Origin of the sequence: Streptomyces sp. LUP30, assembly GCF_001746365.1 — a bacterium.
Taxonomy (GTDB): Bacteria; Actinomycetota; Actinomycetes; order Streptomycetales; family Streptomycetaceae; genus Streptomyces.
In genome coordinates this window covers 39,117-55,197 of sequence record NZ_MJAJ01000017.1, presented here as the reverse complement: position 1 = coordinate 55,197, position 16,081 = coordinate 39,117, and the positions used below count along the sequence as shown (strand labels likewise).

The 16,081-nt window shown below is 70.2% G+C and carries 33 protein-coding genes and 1 tRNA gene; 7 read left to right on the top strand and 27 right to left on the bottom strand.

The genetic code is table 11. From position 1 onward, the window contains the following. From BG482_RS16450 to BG482_RS16425, 7 genes are all read right to left on the bottom strand, one after another. Positions 1–600, bottom strand: a complete 600-nt coding sequence (locus BG482_RS16450; protein ID WP_069769784.1) for a hypothetical protein — start codon at positions 598–600, stop codon at positions 1–3. A 355-nt stretch (positions 601–955) separates the two neighbouring features. Then, on the bottom strand, positions 956–1,570 hold the full coding sequence (locus tag BG482_RS16445; protein WP_069769783.1) for a PASTA domain-containing protein: 615 nt from the start codon (positions 1,568–1,570) through the stop codon (positions 956–958). Positions 1,571–1,747: 177 nt separating this feature from the next. After that, the gene (locus BG482_RS16440; protein WP_069769782.1) at positions 1,748–1,990 is read right to left on the bottom strand and encodes a hypothetical protein; all 243 of its coding nucleotides are present in this window, start codon (positions 1,988–1,990) and stop codon (positions 1,748–1,750) included. A 263-nt stretch (positions 1,991–2,253) separates the two neighbouring features. Further along, complete coding sequence (locus BG482_RS41090) at positions 2,254–2,679, bottom strand: DUF6283 family protein (protein WP_218108792.1); 426 nt, start codon at positions 2,677–2,679, stop codon at positions 2,254–2,256. 42 nt (positions 2,680–2,721) lie between these two features. Beyond that, on the bottom strand, positions 2,722–2,898 hold the full coding sequence (locus BG482_RS43995; RefSeq protein ID WP_176741396.1) for a hypothetical protein: 177 nt from the start codon (positions 2,896–2,898) through the stop codon (positions 2,722–2,724). Positions 2,899–3,023: 125 nt separating this feature from the next. Beyond that, on the bottom strand, positions 3,024–3,350 hold the full coding sequence (locus BG482_RS16430) for a hypothetical protein (RefSeq protein ID WP_069769781.1): 327 nt from the start codon (positions 3,348–3,350) through the stop codon (positions 3,024–3,026). A 13-nt stretch (positions 3,351–3,363) separates the two neighbouring features. Beyond that, positions 3,364–3,696, bottom strand: a complete 333-nt coding sequence (locus BG482_RS16425) for a DUF6011 domain-containing protein (protein ID WP_069769780.1) — start codon at positions 3,694–3,696, stop codon at positions 3,364–3,366. A 116-nt stretch (positions 3,697–3,812) separates the two neighbouring features. On the opposite strand from BG482_RS16425, the gene BG482_RS16420 reads away from it, so the two are divergent. From BG482_RS16420 to BG482_RS16405, 4 genes are read left to right on the top strand one after another with little or no spacing between them, the layout of a single operon-like run. Further along, positions 3,813–4,031, top strand: coding sequence for a hypothetical protein (locus BG482_RS16420; protein WP_069769779.1), 219 nt, complete (start codon positions 3,813–3,815; stop codon positions 4,029–4,031). Continuing rightward, positions 4,028–4,492: a GIY-YIG nuclease family protein gene (locus BG482_RS41085; protein ID WP_079141846.1), complete on the top strand. Its 465-nt coding sequence runs from the start codon at positions 4,028–4,030 to the stop codon at positions 4,490–4,492. The genes BG482_RS16420 and BG482_RS41085 overlap by 4 nt, the downstream gene beginning before the upstream one ends. Then, complete coding sequence (locus BG482_RS16410) at positions 4,489–4,794, top strand: hypothetical protein (RefSeq protein WP_069769778.1); 306 nt, start codon at positions 4,489–4,491, stop codon at positions 4,792–4,794. The genes BG482_RS41085 and BG482_RS16410 overlap by 4 nt, the downstream gene beginning before the upstream one ends. Further along, positions 4,791–5,123, top strand: coding sequence for a hypothetical protein (locus BG482_RS16405; protein WP_069769777.1), 333 nt, complete (start codon positions 4,791–4,793; stop codon positions 5,121–5,123). Before BG482_RS16410 ends, BG482_RS16405 begins: the two co-directional genes overlap by 4 nt. Positions 5,124–5,179: 56 nt before the next feature. On the opposite strand, the gene BG482_RS43460 is transcribed toward BG482_RS16405, so the two are convergent. The 10 genes from BG482_RS43460 to BG482_RS43985 all read right to left on the bottom strand — a co-directional run bounded on the left by BG482_RS43460 (position 5,180) and on the right by BG482_RS43985 (position 10,446). Next, positions 5,180–5,770 (bottom strand): GIY-YIG nuclease family protein, encoded by a 591-nt coding sequence (locus BG482_RS43460; protein ID WP_141744028.1) that lies wholly within the window; start codon positions 5,768–5,770, stop codon positions 5,180–5,182. 183 nt (positions 5,771–5,953) lie between these two features. Continuing rightward, positions 5,954–6,202, bottom strand: coding sequence for a hypothetical protein (locus BG482_RS16395; RefSeq protein WP_069769776.1), 249 nt, complete (start codon positions 6,200–6,202; stop codon positions 5,954–5,956). A gap of 82 nt (positions 6,203–6,284) precedes the next feature. Beyond that, the gene (locus BG482_RS16390; protein WP_069769775.1) at positions 6,285–6,947 is read right to left on the bottom strand and encodes a hypothetical protein; all 663 of its coding nucleotides are present in this window, start codon (positions 6,945–6,947) and stop codon (positions 6,285–6,287) included. Beyond that, positions 6,944–7,339, bottom strand: a complete 396-nt coding sequence (locus BG482_RS16385; RefSeq protein ID WP_079141845.1) for a hypothetical protein — start codon at positions 7,337–7,339, stop codon at positions 6,944–6,946. Before BG482_RS16385 ends, BG482_RS16390 begins: the two co-directional genes overlap by 4 nt. A 9-nt stretch (positions 7,340–7,348) precedes the next feature. Next, positions 7,349–7,948 (bottom strand): hypothetical protein, encoded by a 600-nt coding sequence (locus BG482_RS16380; protein WP_069769774.1) that lies wholly within the window; start codon positions 7,946–7,948, stop codon positions 7,349–7,351. Further along, entirely contained in the window at positions 7,945–9,363 is a 1,419-nt protein-coding gene (locus BG482_RS16375) for a GIY-YIG nuclease family protein (protein ID WP_069769773.1), read from the bottom strand. The genes BG482_RS16380 and BG482_RS16375 overlap by 4 nt, the downstream gene beginning before the upstream one ends. Next, positions 9,360–9,518: a hypothetical protein gene (locus BG482_RS43990; protein WP_176741395.1), complete on the bottom strand. Its 159-nt coding sequence runs from the start codon at positions 9,516–9,518 to the stop codon at positions 9,360–9,362. The genes BG482_RS16375 and BG482_RS43990 overlap by 4 nt, the downstream gene beginning before the upstream one ends. 88 nt (positions 9,519–9,606) lie before the next feature. Then, a complete protein-coding gene (locus tag BG482_RS16370; protein ID WP_069769772.1) occupies positions 9,607–9,798 on the bottom strand; it encodes a hypothetical protein in 192 nt (63 codons plus the stop codon). Positions 9,799–9,940: 142 nt separating this feature from the next. Then, positions 9,941–10,297, bottom strand: a complete 357-nt coding sequence (locus BG482_RS16365) for a hypothetical protein (protein ID WP_069769771.1) — start codon at positions 10,295–10,297, stop codon at positions 9,941–9,943. Beyond that, positions 10,294–10,446: a hypothetical protein gene (locus tag BG482_RS43985; protein WP_176741394.1), complete on the bottom strand. Its 153-nt coding sequence runs from the start codon at positions 10,444–10,446 to the stop codon at positions 10,294–10,296. The genes BG482_RS16365 and BG482_RS43985 overlap by 4 nt, the downstream gene beginning before the upstream one ends. 166 nt (positions 10,447–10,612) lie before the next feature. Between BG482_RS43985 and BG482_RS16360 the strand changes: the two genes are divergently transcribed. From BG482_RS16360 to BG482_RS16355, 3 genes are read left to right on the top strand one after another with little or no spacing between them, the layout of a single operon-like run. Further along, complete coding sequence (locus BG482_RS16360) at positions 10,613–10,915, top strand: hypothetical protein (protein WP_069769770.1); 303 nt, start codon at positions 10,613–10,615, stop codon at positions 10,913–10,915. Then, positions 10,908–11,081, top strand: a complete 174-nt coding sequence (locus BG482_RS43980; protein WP_176741393.1) for a hypothetical protein — start codon at positions 10,908–10,910, stop codon at positions 11,079–11,081. Before BG482_RS16360 ends, BG482_RS43980 begins: the two co-directional genes overlap by 8 nt. Beyond that, positions 11,081–11,500: a DUF6221 family protein gene (locus tag BG482_RS16355; RefSeq protein WP_069769769.1), complete on the top strand. Its 420-nt coding sequence runs from the start codon at positions 11,081–11,083 to the stop codon at positions 11,498–11,500. The genes BG482_RS43980 and BG482_RS16355 overlap by 1 nt, the downstream gene beginning before the upstream one ends. Positions 11,501–11,933: 433 nt before the next feature. On the opposite strand, the gene BG482_RS16350 is transcribed toward BG482_RS16355, so the two are convergent. From BG482_RS16350 to BG482_RS16305, 10 genes are all read right to left on the bottom strand, one after another. Further along, positions 11,934–12,000: transfer RNA gene (locus tag BG482_RS16350), tRNA-OTHER, on the bottom strand. 134 nt (positions 12,001–12,134) lie between these two features. After that, positions 12,135–12,353, bottom strand: a complete 219-nt coding sequence (locus BG482_RS16345; protein WP_069766706.1) for a hypothetical protein — start codon at positions 12,351–12,353, stop codon at positions 12,135–12,137. Between the two features lie 2 nt (positions 12,354–12,355). Beyond that, the gene (locus BG482_RS16340) at positions 12,356–12,865 is read right to left on the bottom strand and encodes a hypothetical protein (protein ID WP_069769768.1); all 510 of its coding nucleotides are present in this window, start codon (positions 12,863–12,865) and stop codon (positions 12,356–12,358) included. Continuing rightward, complete coding sequence (locus BG482_RS16335) at positions 12,862–13,086, bottom strand: hypothetical protein (RefSeq protein WP_069769767.1); 225 nt, start codon at positions 13,084–13,086, stop codon at positions 12,862–12,864. The genes BG482_RS16340 and BG482_RS16335 overlap by 4 nt, the downstream gene beginning before the upstream one ends. After that, a complete protein-coding gene (locus BG482_RS16330) occupies positions 13,083–13,265 on the bottom strand; it encodes a hypothetical protein (RefSeq protein ID WP_069769766.1) in 183 nt (60 codons plus the stop codon). Before BG482_RS16330 ends, BG482_RS16335 begins: the two co-directional genes overlap by 4 nt. Continuing rightward, the gene (locus tag BG482_RS16325) at positions 13,262–13,444 is read right to left on the bottom strand and encodes a hypothetical protein (RefSeq protein WP_069769765.1); all 183 of its coding nucleotides are present in this window, start codon (positions 13,442–13,444) and stop codon (positions 13,262–13,264) included. The genes BG482_RS16330 and BG482_RS16325 overlap by 4 nt, the downstream gene beginning before the upstream one ends. 94 nt (positions 13,445–13,538) lie before the next feature. Beyond that, entirely contained in the window at positions 13,539–13,985 is a 447-nt protein-coding gene (locus BG482_RS43975) for a hypothetical protein (RefSeq protein ID WP_069769764.1), read from the bottom strand. A gap of 50 nt (positions 13,986–14,035) precedes the next feature. Next, on the bottom strand, positions 14,036–14,269 hold the full coding sequence (locus BG482_RS16315; RefSeq protein WP_069769763.1) for a hypothetical protein: 234 nt from the start codon (positions 14,267–14,269) through the stop codon (positions 14,036–14,038). A 192-nt stretch (positions 14,270–14,461) separates the two neighbouring features. After that, positions 14,462–14,776 (bottom strand): hypothetical protein, encoded by a 315-nt coding sequence (locus BG482_RS16310; protein ID WP_069769762.1) that lies wholly within the window; start codon positions 14,774–14,776, stop codon positions 14,462–14,464. Further along, the gene (locus tag BG482_RS16305) at positions 14,769–16,079 is read right to left on the bottom strand and encodes a hypothetical protein (protein ID WP_069769761.1); all 1,311 of its coding nucleotides are present in this window, start codon (positions 16,077–16,079) and stop codon (positions 14,769–14,771) included. The genes BG482_RS16310 and BG482_RS16305 overlap by 8 nt, the downstream gene beginning before the upstream one ends. Between the last annotated feature and the right edge of the window lie 2 nt (positions 16,080–16,081).

The following is a 16,081-nucleotide window of genomic DNA, read 5'->3' as shown; positions in this document are numbered from 1 at the left end:
TCAGGCCTCGCCGCCGGGGCCGTCCCGAAGCGCCTGCTCTTGGGCGGCGACGCGGGCTTTGGCGTCGCGGAGCATCTCCTGCAGTTCGAGGTCCTGTTGCGTCACCTCGTGCACGGTGGCGTCGACCTTGACCGCGGCCTCGATGCCGGTGAGCTTGGCGCGCCTCTCCCCGTTGCGGCGCCGGGCATCTTCGATCTTGATGAGGCGGTCGATGGCTTGGAGGACGGGGCCGTCGTCTTCCATGGGGTCGCCGGTTTCGGGGTGGGTGATGACGCGGCCGTTGCTGACGGTGATGTGGCGGGCGGTGAGGACTTTGCGGGCGGCGGCTTCGAGGCCGTCGAGGCGGAGGAGTTCGGCGTCGAGGCGCTCCAACTCGAAGTGCAGGACCGCCTCGCCGGGCTCTTTCAGTACGGCGGCGATGGCGCGTTGTACAGCTTCCCAGGCGCTGCGGCTGCTGGCGTAGCCGCATTCGTCGGCGACCTGCTGGTAGGTGCGGCCTTTGGCGCGGACCTCTGCGGCTTTGGCGTCGCGGATGGCGGTTTCTGGGCTGGGCATGTAGCGGCCGCCGCGGCCGCGGACGTTTTGGTTCGGGTTGGCCATGGTGGATGCCTCCTACGACCGAGTACCTTTGAATCGTAGGCTATGGCAGTGTTGAGGCTTTGATTCGATCGTGCTGGATGGTGGCGGGCGATGGTATCCGACCGAGGCGGTAGGGCAGGGTTCGTCTATCGGACGCGCTTCGCCGTGTATCGCGCATTGCGACGTCAGGGCATGTCGAAGTCCCGTGCCGCGAGGATCTCGAACGAGGGCCGCACTCACGCAGCCCGCAGCCTGATGGCCAGGAAAGCCGCCCGCACGCGTCAAGCGCGGGGGCGTAAGCGTCACTAGGGCAGTGGCGGGCTGGGCAGGGGCCCCGGGGTGGCTGTGGCGGCACACCCCGGGGCCCCAGGCGCGTTCAGGGGCAGGACTCCCCGAACTTGACCGCGGTGAACTCGACCGGCTGCCCGTTCAGCGTGGTGCCCGCGGCCGGGCTCTGGCTGCACACCTGCCAGTTCGACTCGACGAGGATGAACCGGTGCTCGCTGGCGTCCTTCACGGTGATCGACGTGCCGGAGTCGAGGGCGGCGCGTGCGGCCTTCACCGACTTGCCCTTGAAGTCGGGCATCGTCCCATCGGCCGTCGAGGGTGCCTTCTCGTCCTTGGTCGGGCAGGTTTCGTCGAGCTTTACGGCGCCGAAGTCCAGCTCGGTGTCCGTCGGTACCGTCTTTCCGGCCGCGATGTTCTGGGTGCAGACCTTCCAGTCCCGGTCGAGGATCTGGTTGCGGTCCCGGCCGAGGGAGTCGTGGGACTTCAGCGCGTAGAACCCGGCGGTTTGGGCGGTGTCTTGGGCGGATTGGAGGCCCATGCCGACGAAGTTGGGGATGGCCTTGGCCTCGGCGGCTTTGCTGCTGCCCGTGGTGGTCTTCCCGCTGCTCGTGCTGCTGCCGCTGCTGGTGTCTTTGCATGCGGCGGTTCCGCTGAGGATGAGGATGCCGATGGCGGTGATGGTGGCGGTCTTGTGGTGGGTCATGGTGCTTCCCCCTGTTGGTGCGGGTGCGGGTGGTGGTGGGGGTGGAGCGTAGGCGGGGTGTGGGTGGGTTGTGGTGGTTGTGACGGTGCTGTGACCGGATCGGGTGTACGCGGGCATGAGTGAGGGCCCGTTCCCTGGTGGCGAACCGGGGGCGGGCCCTTGGCGTGTGCGGCGGGGTCAGGCGGGGTCGTCCTGCTGCTCCAGGGCGAGGAGTTCCTGGATCGCGTCGTCCAGAGTCAGCGGTGCCTCGTCGTCGCGGTCTTCGTCGCCGTACTCGACGATCCGAGGGTCGGCGGGGTCGGAGCAGTCGAGGCGGTACCAGCCGTCCGGGTCGAGCCCCACCCACGGTGGGCAGGTGCACGGCGAGGTGGGAAGCGCGTACCACTGCATCGTGATGCAGTCCACGAAGTGACTGGCCATGGCGGGGTCCTTTCGGTGGCGGAGGATTGAGCGTAGGGCGGTCAGGCGGGTTCTAGCAGGGGCTGTGGTCGGGGCAGTAGTCCCGGCCTTCGATGTCGCTCCACCCGTCGGCGGCGAGGGCCGCTCGATGAGCGATGGCTTGTAGGTCGGGCGGCTCTGGTTGGAAGGGGGCGCGGCAGGAGTACTCGTCGCAGTCATCGTGTGCGCAGCGGATGGTGTGGGCCATGGGGTCCTCCTTGGTGGCGGTTCGAGGCCGGCAGGGGTCAGGCGGTGAGGTCACTGCGGTTGCGGCTGATCTTGCGGATCGCGGTACAGGCGTCCGGGCTGAGGCTTCGGATCTCGCGCACGCCATGTGCGGCAGCCTCCGCGCCCGAGGCGAACAGCGGCGCCGGAGACACGTAGTCACGGATAGCGTCGGCGGTCTCCACGCTGATCTCCCCCGACGACACCGCGACCCGCAAGGCAAGCAGGTGGTCACCGTCGTGGCATCCCGCCCACCCACCACACACGCGGGCCCGGTCGTCGTCACGGTCGTGCTGGTGACACAGGAACAGCCGGGGCGGCTGCGCGTGGGTCGGGGCGTCGTACAGGGTCAGTTTTGCGTACTCGCTCGCCGCCCACACCCCGGAGGGGACGTCCTGCCGGTACGGACACGAGGCGCAGGGGCGCGGCGCGGGCTGCTCGGTCATGTGGTTCATCCTGTCGTGGTCGGGCGGGCGGTGGGGCGGGGTTCAGGGGTTGGTTCGGCGGTCGATTTCGTCGCTGATCCGGTCGGCATAGTCGGCGTGGTACTCGGTCACGGACTCGCTGCACCTGTTCAAGTTGCTGTCGGTGAGCTGGAGGCAGGCTTCGCGTTCCTCCTGGAGGCCACGGGTGGACATGTCGGCGAGGTGTTCGGAACGGGGCATCGGGGGCTCCTAGGCAGCGAGGGCGTCGGCGAGCATCTGGACGCGGCGGGCGATCAGGCAGTCGACGGGGTAGAGCACGGTGACCGTGGCGAGGCCCGGCCCCTGTCGAGGGCCGGGCTCGACACTCAGCAGCCGTAGTCGCCGTTCTGGTCGGCCGTGTACTCGATGCAGCCCATGCAGCCGCAGAGGCTCTCGTCCCCGTGCTGCGCGACCGTGCAGTCCGGCAGCGGGCCGCTGCTCGCTCCGGCGGTGGCGGTGCGCTGAACCCGGCTGGAGCTGCGGACGAACTTGCGGGGCTGGTCCTCGAACGAGGTGACGATGCTGACGTAGGGGTCGGTCTTCGGCTTGTCCCAGACCAGGGTGATGACGCCTGTGAGGGTGTTCCCGCGTCCGTCGTCGAACTCGACCTCCTGGTCGACGGCGAGGGGCTGCGGCTGGGTGGTGTCGGTCATGCGTTTCTCCTGTTCAGGCTGCGAGCAGCATCTGTGCGGCGAGGGTGTGGTAGCAGCGGCTGCCCTTGGTGCCGGCGGGGCACGTACACCCGGTGGGGGCGGTCTTGTAGGTCTCGGTGCCGTCGGTGCTGACGGTGATGAAGATGACGGAGCGGAGGGGGATGATCGCGCCGTCCTCGATCAACTCGCGGGCGCTGGTGATCTGGTGGGTCTTGTAGTCGGTGGTGTCGACGGGGGCGTTGCGGACCTTGGCGGCGCACTTCGCGCCGTATCCGGCGGCCTGCGACTTGGCGGTACGGAGGGTGCGGCCGCAGCGGAGGCAGTTGGCGTGGGTGGTGTTCTGCATTGCTGCCTCCGTGGTGCTGTGCCCGACTGGCTATGACTACACAGTAGGCCTACTCACTCCACATGTCAACGGGGTAGGCCTATCGTGTTCGCCTACTGAGATGGCATACTGAGGGCATGGCAGACACCGACGAGCAGAAGATCGAAGAGATCCAGCAGCTCACCGAACGCATGGCCGCAGACCGAGCCCGGGTCTTCGAACTGATCCCGCAGGTCTTCCCCGAGCTGCGCGGCGAGGACCCCGTGCGCGGCCGGCTGAACGAGGTCGTCAAGGCATCCGGGTTCACCCGCGAGTACGTCGCCCGCATCCGCGACGGGAAGGTCAAGCCGTCATGACTCTGGTCGCCGCCGAACGAACCGCGCTCTACCGCCTCTACGACAAGGAGAGCAACCTCCTGTACGTAGGCATCACCAACGACCCCGACGTCCGCTGGACCTACCACGCACGTCAGAAGGCGTGGTGGCCACAGGTGGAGCGGCGTGACGTCGAGTGGAAGGCGACCCGCGCCGAGGCCGAGGCGGCGGAAGCGGAGACCATCACTACCCAGAACCCCAGATGGAACGTCATCCGCCCGGACGAGAACGGCAAGATGACTCAGGGACGTGGCGGCGGGAGGCCCGCGACGGGGCAGACCAAGGTGGTGACGTTCCGAGCCGACCCGGCGCTACGCCGAGCCTTCGACGCCACCGTCGAGGAGGGCCGCTCACGGTCTGACGTCCTGATCGAGCTGATGCACGAGCGGGTCAACAGGAAGCGACGGGAGCGCCCGGCGGGCAGCGAGGAGACGACCGGATGAGCCCCGTCGCGGGTACGACCCGTTACCTGTGCCCCCTCGAATGCGGCTGGCACCACGACCGAGTGCCGTTCCCCGACGCCTGGATCCCGTCACACGCCTCTACGCCGATCGCCCCCGAAGCGATCCAGAGGATGGCCGGTGAGCTGGTGCGGCAGAACGCTGAGCAGACGGAGGCGGCACTGCGCGAGCATCTGGCCACGCACACCACCGAGCAGTTCGTGATGACGATCCAGGTTCTCCGGACGGAGATCGCACGGCTGCGCGGCGCGGGCCCGGTGCGCCCGGACGGGGAGCAGACGTGAGCGAGGCGGCGAGCGGCCCGCTCAGCTCGGCCGGGAACAACGTGCGACGCAACGTCCGACGCCTCCGCGAGCAGCGCCACTGGGGGTACCGAGACGTGGAGGAACGCCTCGCGCGCGTCGGCCGCGCGATCCCCGCACTCGGGCTGAGCGCCATCGACACCGGGCAGCGGCACGTCGACGTTGACGACCTCGTCGCGCTGGCGGCCGTCTTCGACACAGGCATCGAGGAGCTGCTCCTGCCGCCCGCGAACTGCAGGACTTGCCACGGCGCGCCACCGCCTGGGTTCCGGTGCATGGAGTGCGACACCAGCGCGCTACCCGCCAGCTGAGCGCCGGCATGACGAAGGTCCCGCCCGGATTCTGGGACGGGGCCTCATCAGGCCGGTCAGCTAATTGGTGGGGCTCCGGAGGCCGCACGCACATCGTTGATGTAGGCAATGAGTTCCGGGCCCGGGTGGAACCACTCCCGCCCCACCGCCAGCAGGTGGCGGAACCGGCGCTTCAACTGGCTCTCCAGGACAAGATCACCGGGCTCAGTCGCCAGTACCAGGGTCGCCAGCGAGGACATACGTTGACGAAGCCGCACACTCGTCCCGATCTTGATCAGTACCTCCCGCCGGGCGAAGTACACCACCGACGGCTGATCCGTCGTCTTCGGTAGCGGAGCGACCGCACCCCCGAAGTGCCGGGCCCGCGTTTGAGGGCTGCGTTCAAGGAAGCGCTCCAGTACCTGCGTGCCGGCCAGGTAGCCCAACCGAGACGCAGCCTCGGCCTCGTGATCCAGGCAGAACTTCAGCGGCTCTGGCGTGGTTGCCCGGGTTCGGCAGTTGCCGTAGGTGCAACGGCGTACTGAGTCGATGCGCTCGACAGCCCGGATTCCGCGCAGGCCGCACCCGCAGCGGAAGGCCCCGCGCCCGGCTCGACCGTCGGGTGCCATGAACCGTCCACAGGGGCATTTCAGCGAGATCGTTTGCATGCCGCGCAGTGAACCTGGGGCCGCTGACAGCGGGTAACCCAGTCAGCCCACGGCTCTTGGCAGGATGGGGCTGTCCGGGTGGCGGGATTCACGCGTAAGGCCCCACCGGGACGGGGGAACCCGGTGGGGCCTTCGTGGTGCCGAGCGGTCCCGGCGCGTGCCTCCAGTGTGGCAGGCCGGGGGTCACCAGCCCCGGCAGTTCGCCAACAAAAGCGCCAGCAGGACGAGCAGCGCCCACCCCCACCCGGCCGGCAGGACACCATCCCCGCGGGCCGCGGCGTGCACACGCCGCACCTCGTCGCCGGCGTCCGGCCGCAGCCCGCCGTGCACGCGGCGCCGATGCTCGACGAGTTCGTCCTCGGCGTCGTCGCGGCGCTCCCGCTCCTCAGGCGAACGAGCTTCGCAGGCCCGGCATTCATAGATCCACGGCATGGCGCATCCTCGGGTACAGGTATGTCTCCCACCCCGGGAGAGGGGCGGGAGACGGCGGGGAGACAGAAGGTAGACGTGCAGGTCAGACGGCGGGAGACGGGGCGGGAGACGGGGACGTCTCCTCGATCGGGGGGAGTGCTTCGAGATCGGCTTTCAGGACCCCGCGGGTGGGTGTTCCGCCCACCTTCACCTTGGGCCGGACGGGGATGCCCAGGGCCTCCAAATGCCGCCTCAGATCAGACACCTCCTTGCCCTCCCACTGGCCGTGCTCCTGGAGGTGGTCGAGGACGGTGCGCAGGTGCACTCCTCTCCCCTCTCCGATGAGGTCGAGGAGGAGCCCGCGAATGGCCTCTCCGCCGCTGCTGGGCGGCGCGGTAGGCGGCTTCTGCGCGGGGCCGGAGAAGCGGCGTTCGATGGCCGTGGCGAGCCGGTCCAGGTACTCCTTTGGCGTGAACAGCCCGACCGTGAGCAGCCATGCGATGACAATGCCGGCCGCGATCCAGCCGCCGTAGAAGCCGATCGCCCACACCGACCCCACGTAGAGGCTCCACGCCAGGTCGGTGCGGCCGTGGGCTGCGAGCCAGAGGCCGGGCCCGCTGATGCCTGCCCAGAGGCCGCCGCCGCGGGCGGCCGGGGAGGTCTCGTCGGTGCCGGACTCGGCCTGCTTTTCCCCGCCAGGCTCTTCCTCGACGGCCGCTTCCGGTTCGGGTTCCGGGGCGCGTTTGCGCAGGCTGTGGTACGTCACTGGAGGCCTGCCCGTGCGTTCTCGATCGCGTCGGCGAGGTAGGCCCAGGTGCCGCCGGCTCCGGTGGCGATGTAGAAGAACAGCAGGGCGGTGATGCCGACCTGCTTGGTTGTCAGCTTCTTGAACAGCATGAAGATCAGAACGCAGAGGGCGAGGGCTGGCATCGTGACGCCCTTGAGGAAGCTCTGCAGGAAGGAGATGACCGTCCCGGCCGCGTCGGGGACGACGCTGAACGGGCCTCCCGCGGCCTTGTACGCGCTGGCGGCGAGGAGCGCGACGAACACGGTGGTCCACCAGCCGAGGGGCTTGAGCTGGCCGCCCCCCGGAATGCCGAAGATCATCAGGCAGGTGAGGGCTGCGGCGAGGCCGACGGTGCCAAGGTTCCCGAACACGAGGGGTCCTTACGAGTACGGGGCGTACAGGAGTACGCCGGCGACGGTGGAGGTGACGGGGACGGCGGCGAGCCAGGCGACGGGCCGCCACCAGCCGCGGGTGCGGTGGTAGACGAGGGCGGTCCCGGCGGCGGCGACGTACCAGAACCAGGCTTGTCCGCTGGTCGGGCCGGTCGCTGCGATCCATCTGGTGACGTAGGTGGCCCAGTCGACGAGGCCGACGGTCCAGCCGAGGTAGGCGGCGGACGCGTGGTAGGCCAGCCACTTCAACCGGGGCGGGACGGCGTCCCAGGCGTCGGCGAGGGACTGCCGCGGGGAGGGCGGGCGGGTGTCGACGGCGGCCCGGGGGACGCCCGGCTTCGTCTTCTTCGCCTTCTTCTTCCGGGCCTTGGAGGGACTCGGGCTGCCCTGCTTGGGAGCGGCGGCCGGCGGGGCGGAGGCGGGCTCCTCTGCGGGCTCTGTGGCGGGCGCGTGCTCGTCGTCGATCAGGTCGTCCAGCCAATCCCGCGGCCGGCCTTTGGGCTTGGGCGGGATGGCGTCGGGGCCGACCTCGCGGGTGAGGAGGAGGGCGCGCATGCGGAGCTCGTCGGCTCCCTGCTCGGTGCTCACAGGTACGGCCCCTCTCCGAGGCGCTTGGCGATACGGCGGATGCTGTCCGCGACCATGTCCGGACGCAGCCGGACAGCCTCGGACACGAGGGCGTCTTTGGGTACGCCGTGGGTGGCGAGGGAGCGGACGAGGTCGGACGGTCCGGACGCCGCCTTGGCGATCTCGGACAGGGGGTCCGGCCTGTCCGGACGCGTGTCCGGGCTGGTCAGAGTCTCGGTGGTGGTCTCGGTCTTCTCGTGTCCGGACGCTGTGTCCGCTGCGTTGTCCGGCTGTCCGGACGTGTCCGGCGGGTTGTCCGTCGCCGTGTCCGGGCGCCCGGACACGGCGTCCTCGACGACCACGCCGAGGTACTCCGCGAGCTCGGCGCGCAGCTCGAACCACTCCGTGTCGTCCACTCGGAGATCGGCGAAACGACGGTGCATGGACCGCTCATACTCGGCGTGTCCGTGCACGACGCGGATGACGTCGTCTGGGCGCAGCGAGAGCGCGGCGACGCGGCGGCGAAGGTTCTGCGAGACGCCGATCTTCACGCGACTGCCGTTGCGGAGGAAGTACACGATCGGCGCGTGCGCCTTCCCGAAGAGCGCCGGGATGTCTTCCACGGGTTCGCCGAGCGGGCCGGCTGGAGTGGACGGGGGCTGTTCGCTGGGCGCGCGCTTGCGCAGCTGCACGGGTGGGAGAGCTGCGGGCCCCTGCGGGTCTCCGCCAGCGACGGAGAGCGCCTCTCGCGCCGCCTCCTCGAAGCCGGCCGGTGCTGGGGTGATGGCGGGCTGCGCGGCCGTAGAGAGGCCGAACATCTCGGCGAGTGCTTTGTCCGCTCCCTGCACGATGCGCTCTCGCTGGACCTCCATCAGGCTGTCCCGGAGTTCGGTGTCGTGCGCTGCAACCCTGCTCGCCAGCCTCCAGGCGATGCGTTCGGACCGCTTGCGTTGCCGCTTTGAGGGGTGGTGGTCGGCGCTGGCCTGGTGCCAGTTCAGCCTGCGGGCGACCGCCGAGTCACGGCGCTGCGCCTCAACATCCACGCCGGTCCGGTGCACAACGATGCGGCGGGCGAGCAGGCTGATGCCCTCGGCGCTGGCGGTCATGGCGAGGGGGGTGAGGGCGAACACGACCATCTCGGCGGCGGTGGGAGCGATGGCGAGGCCCATGACGGAGGCGGCGGCAGGGAGCAGCCAGAGGGCTGCGCGCACGGTGGTGGGTGCGGTTTGTCCGAGCATGGTGACGACGATCATGACGAGGGCGGCGACGAGGGTGGCGCCTTCGCCGGCGGCGACGACGCCGAGGGCGGTCTCTTTGCGGTGGAGGACGGATGCGGCGTTGGCGTAGGTGCCGATCGCGCCGCCGATGCCGACCGCGATCATGGGGATCGTGGTGAGGATGAGGACAGCTTTCTGTCCTCTGGTGAGTTTCTTCACCGGTTCCTCCAGGCGTAGAGGGCGATGGCGGTGCAGACGAGGCCGGGCAGGATGAGCCCGTTGAGGAGCGCGAAGGCCGCGAGCACGGTGAAGCCCCACCGTCCGAGCGGGTCGTGTAGGCCGATGTGGCGGATGATGGTGCGGCGGCGGGGCACGGTGGTCCTCCGGGAGCGGGACGAGGAGCCGGCCTCCCGCGGCCGTGGGGGAACGGAGTCGCGGGAGGCCGGCCGATCAGGGGTTGGGCTACTGGGCGTAGGGGCCGCGGCGTTGCCGTTCGGATTGGCGGTCGCGGGTTTCCCAGTCGTCGGCGGCGCGGCCTGCTGCTCGGGCGCCGGCCGTTTTGGAGCGGAAGAACCGGCCGGCCGAGGCGGTGACGGAGGTTCCGGCGGCGGGGTAGTCGCGGCTGGTTTGGTCGCGGCTGCGGAACCAGGCCATCAGCGGCCTCCGCCTTGTACGCCGGTGCCGTGGCAGGGCTGGCAGGTTTGCCAGTTCTGTCGGGTGATGCCGCCGCTGCTGGTGTCGTTCACGGTGCCGCCTTGGCCGTGGCAGGTGCCGCAGGGGGGCGGGGTGGGGGCGCTCATTGGGCGGCCGCCGGGCGCGGCAGGGCGCGGCACGTTTCGGCGTGGGCTTGGGCCCAGGCGCGGGCGGCTTCCTCGGCGATCGCGATAGCGTCCGCCCGCTTGATCGGGTGGAACTGGCTGGCGTAGTCGTAGGTGCCGTCCGGCCATTGCTCGCGGCGGGTGGCGGGGCATCCGCCACAGGAGGCGATGGTCACTTCGAGGAGGTCGCCGTCGCGGGGGCCGGTTTCGGTGATGTCGATGGTGGCGCCGCCGACGGTGAGGTAGCGGGCGATCGTGTGGTCAGCCCACGCGGCGCGGTAGGCGAGTTGGCTGGCCACCCAGTCGGGGAGCGCGGATGCCTGCTGCTCGTTCATCGCTGGGCCGCCTGCTGGGGGAAGGGGTGCTGCGCGAGGTGCTTGGCCAGTGCGCGGCCTTGGGCTGCTTGTGCGGGGTGGCGGAGGGTGGCGCAGTTGTTGCAGGTGCGGGGGTCGTGCTTCTGGGGTTGCGGGTCGATACGCTTCACGGCGGACCTGCTCTTTCGTCGCTGTTGGGGTGGGTCCGCCCCCGGCCCATATGGCGTTCCAGCGCCGGGCCGGGGGCTTTGTGCATCAGCAGTCGGACTGCTTGCTCCCGACTGTAGGGGTCCCCTACAGTCCATGGCAAGCGGCCCACCGAATGAAGGGGCCGGGATGAGCGACGAGGAGGTGCGCCGCGTGTCGGACGCCCTTAACGCGATCGAGCAGATCGCGGACCGCGAGGAGCGGATCAGAGCCAAGAGCAAGATCATGGCTGAGCAGGCCAGGCGCAACGCTGACTGGTCGAAGGAGCGCGACGATCTGATCCGGGAGTTGTGGAACGGGGGAAACGGGCTCTCTTACCGGCAGATCGCGGCGCGCCTTGGTGTTGGGTTCAGCACGGTGCAGGCGGTGTTCCGCGGCAAGGGGTCCGGGACGACGCGGCCGAAGGTGGAGAAGGAGGCCGACGGTGGATGAGATGGCGGAGGACGACGCGCCCTGCGCGGCAACGTTCCGCGAGGAGCCGATGCCGGACACCGTGTACTGCGGCGAGCGCGGATATCACACCCGGCACACCAGCGGCGGCGGCAGCAACTACTACGCCTGGCTCGACGGCGACGACGGCGCAGGGTGGGATCGCTGATGGATGGCCTGGTGCGTTGGTTGAGCGTGCAGCTCGACGAGGATGAGCGGATCGCGAAGGCTGCGCCGCCGGGTCCGTGGTCGATGGATGGTGCGGGCAGCGTCGCGGACGCCGACGGCGGCCGGGTGATCCCCTCGGTTGGCGGCGCGCTCGATGGGCGTGTGACGCGCTGGCCGGAAGGCCCGGTCATCGACCACGTCCTCGGTCATGATCCGGCTCGGGTGCTGCGGGAGATCGAGGCGAAGAGGGCGATCGTCGCCCGGTATGACTTCGCATCCAAGGAAGCTGTCCGGCTCGCCCTTGCCGGTGAGGACGATGCCGTGTGGGTGCAGGTGGCGGGTGCGCTGCAGTCCTGCGTCCTCTGCCTGGCCGCGATCTACGCCGACCGCCCTGGCTACCGCGACGAGTGGAAGCCGTAGGGACCGCCCAACAGCTGCGCCCCCGTCGACCGATGACGGGGGCGCTTTGCTGTAGCAGCACGGCCTGATCCAGCCATGGAAACCAGCCCGCACTGTGATGGTACGACCGGCCGCCGACAACGCGGGAGCGCCCGCCCCTGTCTGCTGCTCACGAGGGCGGGCGCGGGCTCTCAGGCCGAGATGCCTCCCGGTTGGCGCCGGGCTGGTGCGAGCGGCACAGGGGTCTTCCGTCCCCTGGACGGGCCACCTCTCGCTAAACGGAGCGAGTCACGCGCGCCAGGTCTCACACCCGGATGCCGCACCCTCAGGATGCCAGATATGCGAGCGCCCCGCCGATACCTAGTCGGCGGGGCGTTCGCGTCTCCGGGGGCCACAACCCGCTCAAGGCGGGAGGGATCCAGTTCCCTGGTTCCGGCCTTTGTCCCGGAAGACGTTCCCCCGACGCGATTTGAACGCGCAACCTCCCCGCCGGGCGCTCTGCCAGGTTGAGCTACGGGGGAACTGTCCCAGGATGCCAGACGCACGTCCGCCCCGGTCCTCGATGGAGGCACGGGGCGGAAGGCGGTACCGGTTCGCGGCCGGCGGGTGGCATCCCCGGGATGCCGTACTGCCACGGTCAGGATGCCACAGGTGGTCAGTCCCAGGTGATGCCATTGGCGGCGAACGCTTTCACGATCGCCGGGTCGTCGAGGAAGTCTTGCAGCGAGTCGAGTTCGGTGTCCCAGTCCTCGTTCTGGAGGTTGGCGATGAGCGGTGTGAGGACGCGTTCCTTCAGCTCGTCGGAGGCGCCGGCTTCTTGGAGGGCGTGGGCTACGGGGTTGAAGAACTTTGATCCGGCTGATCCCCATCCCATGGTCAGTTCTCCTTCGTGGTGTCGGTCGCTTGGGTCGCTGCCGGGCTGGCCGCGGGCTCGTCGAGGGCGGCGCGGATGCGGCGGGCGATTGCGGGCCCGGTCCAGCTGCTGCGTTCGATGTCGGCGGCGTAGTCGCGCACTCGGCGGATGGCGGCCCGGAGTTGGTCGCGTTCGTCGACGGTTCGGGTGAGGAAGCGTCCGACAGCCTCGCTGCTCTCTTGCAGGTGGGCGAGGTGGCCTTCGGCTTCCTCGGCGCGCTGCCGCTCGCGTTCCCAGTCGGTGACGGTGGGTGCGGCGTCGCCGCGTCCGCAGGCGGGGCAGTAGCCGCGGGCGACTTGGCGGAGCGCAGCCAGCTCGTGTTCGGCGCGGGCGGCCCGTGTTGCGGCGGAGGCGAGGGCTTCCCGTGCGGTGGCCAGTTGTCGCTGGGCCTCGCTGTCTTCGGCGGCTTCGAGTTGCTCGTAGAGGGCGTCGAGGGCGTCGCTGGTGATCGTGTTGACGGTGTGCCGGGTCATGCGGCGTCCTCGTTCCAGTGGCGGGTGATCTGGCCGAAGGCTTCGTCGTAGCGGGTCTGTTCAGCGATCCGCTCCCAGTCGGGCATGGGCGCCGGGTCGGGGATGGTGGTGCGGATGATGGCGTCGACTTGGGCGGAGGCGCGGCGGAGGGTTCGTCCGGTGCGATGTCCGATGCACCAGCCGGCGGCGAGGGCCAGGACCGCGGCGAGGAGGAGGGTCACAGGAGGTCTCCCTTCACGGTGATGGTGTGGGCGGTCCAATAGGCGGCGGGTTCGATGCGTTGTCCGCGGATGTCCCACATTTCGTGTTGGCGGAGGTCGAAGCGGGTGGGTGGCCGGTTGGCGGGTGATGGGGTGTTGCAGGGCTCCGACCAGGTGAGGGCGAGTTGTTCGCCGGTCATGGCTGCCGGTCCGGGGTGCCGAGGACCGCGCGGGCGAAGGCGAGGGCGCATTCGTGGCTGCGGTCGGTGACCTGGATGCCCGCTTCGGGGTCGAACTGGGTGGCGGCGAAAAGGTCGAGCCAGTCGGCGAGCGGCAGGCGTGCCGCGATCAGGGCGGCGGTGCTGGCTGTTGCGGTCATGGCGGCGGGGAATCGGGCTTGGCGAAGTCGGGCGGCTGCTGCGCGGAGTTCGTCGGCGGGTGTCACGGCTGGCCTTTCGGGTCGGGCGTGCGGCTCAGGCGGGGGTGTCGGTGCCGTCGTCGGGGTCGGTGATCGAGCGGATCCACTCGCGCGTCGGGGCCATGGCCCTGTGGCGCAGTTCTCGCATGTAGGCGGCGAGGTGGGCGGGGTCGATCTGGCCGCCGTCGTTGACGGCTTCCTGGACGTAGCCGACGAGCTCCGTCCACACCTCGCCGTAGCGCGGCTTGGGGATGTTGGCCTCGATGGATTGCCAGACGACGCGGGTGGCTCCGCCGTGGCCGTGGACGGCGATCACGGATTCCATGCCGCCGGGGTGCGGGGTGGTGGTGGGGTAGGTGCTGCCGGTCCAGTGGATGACGGCTTGTCCGTCGGGCCAGAGGATGCCGTTGGCGACGATGCCGACGCCGGATACGCCGCTGATGTCGGTGTCGCGGACGAGGACGAAGGGCTTGCCGAAGTCGGGGGCGGGGGTCTCAGGCATGGCGGGTTTCCTTTCGGGCCGCCCCGGGTGGGGGCGGCCGAGGGGCGGGGTCAGGCGGGGCTGACGTAGCGGTATCCGGTGCTGGTGGGGCGGAAGCGGTCGAGGCGGATGCGGGTGCGGCGGACGCCGGGCAGGGGCACGGGTTCGCCAGCCGGGGTGAGGGCGACCTGTCGAACCTGGGCGTGGGTGTCGTCGGTGCGTTCGATCCAGATGAGGCGCTCGCCGGCGCGGGGGTCGTTGTCCTGCCAGATCTGGCCGATGGCGGGGGCGGGGGTGTCGGTCACGGGGGTTTCCTTTCGGGGCGGCGGTTCTCAGCGCCGTTCTGCGGCTTCCGGCTCCACGGGGACCCGCGGGCCGTGTTCGTGGCTCCTAGGCCCCGTTCTGTGGCTTCTCGGGCCTGTTCCGCCCCACCCCGGCCGCGACCATGCAGGCGGCGATCCCGGCCGGGAGGCAGGCGGGCAGGGTGGCGGGGCCGGTCACAGCCGGTACCTCGCGTAGTCCCACGACGGGGCCGGGCCCATCGACGCCCGGTTCGACGCCTGCTCATGCAGCGGGTACTGGAACCACCAGCCGCAGCCGTCGTCCAGCAGATCGCCGTCTGCGTCCGGTGTGCGGCAGTCGAAGCGCACGGCGTTGCCGCAGCCGAGGCAGGCCATGAGGCGCCCGTTCTGCATGAAGCGCGGGCAGTCCGTGTCGACGGAGACGCGACGGGTTCCCGTGCTGCCGCAGCCGGGGCAGCGTTCGTCGGGGTGGGTCATCCAGTTGTCGTCATTCGCCGCGACGTCAGCCACGCCCGGCCTCCCGTGTCTGGGTGTCGGGCTGCTCCCCGACGGCGGGCCGCTCGGCGTCGAGTGCGGCGATCGTCGGGCAGGGCCAGGGGATCCAGCCGCCGCTGATCTGGTTGCAGTGCGCGCAGTAGTCCGTGGTGTCGTCGCCTGCGAATCGGTACTGCTGGTGCAGCGCCCGGATACGGGCCTCCGCGCGCCCGTCGTCCTGCGTTTCGGCGGGCTGTTCCTCGGCGGCCACACGGCGCAGCTCGGCTTCATCGGCCCGCAGCATCTCCTTGCCGAGCTGATCGCGCACACCGTCCAACTCGCGCTCCAAGCGGACGATGCGCTCGGCCTGCTCCAGCTTGATCCGGCCGCGCCGCTTGCACTCCTCACCGACCTCGTCGCGCATCCGCTGGACGTAGGCCAGCTGCTTCTGCACCTTGGCCAGCTCGCAGCGCGGGCACACGGGCTGACCGTCGCGGATCGGGATGTCCATGCCGTCGCGGCCGTGCCAGTGGAAGCCGCACTCGGGGTGCTCATAGTCCGGTGACAGCGGACGCTCCTCCTCGGCCGCTTCCCGGAGCAGCGCGGCCCGGTCGGCGGGCGGGCGCGCTGGCGACGCGGGCACCCAGCCGCAGCGTCCAGCGTGCTGGCGCTCCGGTCCTGGGGCGCAGGTGCATCCGCCGACGTACTCCATCTCGGGCTCGGCGGCCTGCTCTGCGATCTCCTCGCGGTCGATGGCGTCGTTCGCCCGTCGGTTCTCCTTGGCGAGCAGGTCGCGGAGCTTCGCGATCTCGGCCTTGAGGGTGAGGTTCTCGTCGTGCAGGCGGGCGGTCTGGTCTGCGGGCGCGGGCAGCACTGCGGCGAGCGCAGCCACCGCGATGTTCCGCGGGTCGTCGATGATCAGCCCGCTGTCGTGGTGCTCGCAGCGCTCCCACACCGCGGCAGCGATCGCCTCCAACTGCGGGTGGCCGTCGATCCAGTCGGCGGGCGCCTTGTCAGCGGCCCGGTTGGTGGTCTCGGCGGCAGACGGCACGGCGGGCTCCCACACCGCGCGGAACGGCACATCCGACTTGGCCACGAAGTAGCCGTCGAACTTCAGCACCCAGTCCGTGGGCTTGATGCCCACCCAGTGACTGGCCTCGACGAGGAGCTGCGCGTCCTGGTCGGGGTCGTCGATGCGGTCCTCAGGGTCGATGGTGTCGAAGTGCTGCCCGGCGAAGGCGCGCAGGGCGTCGGCGTTGTCGCCGGTCCACTGGATGGCTTCGGCCTCGTTGGGGCGCTGACGGTAGCGGGCGGCCTGCGGGTCGGGGGTGTTGGGCATCG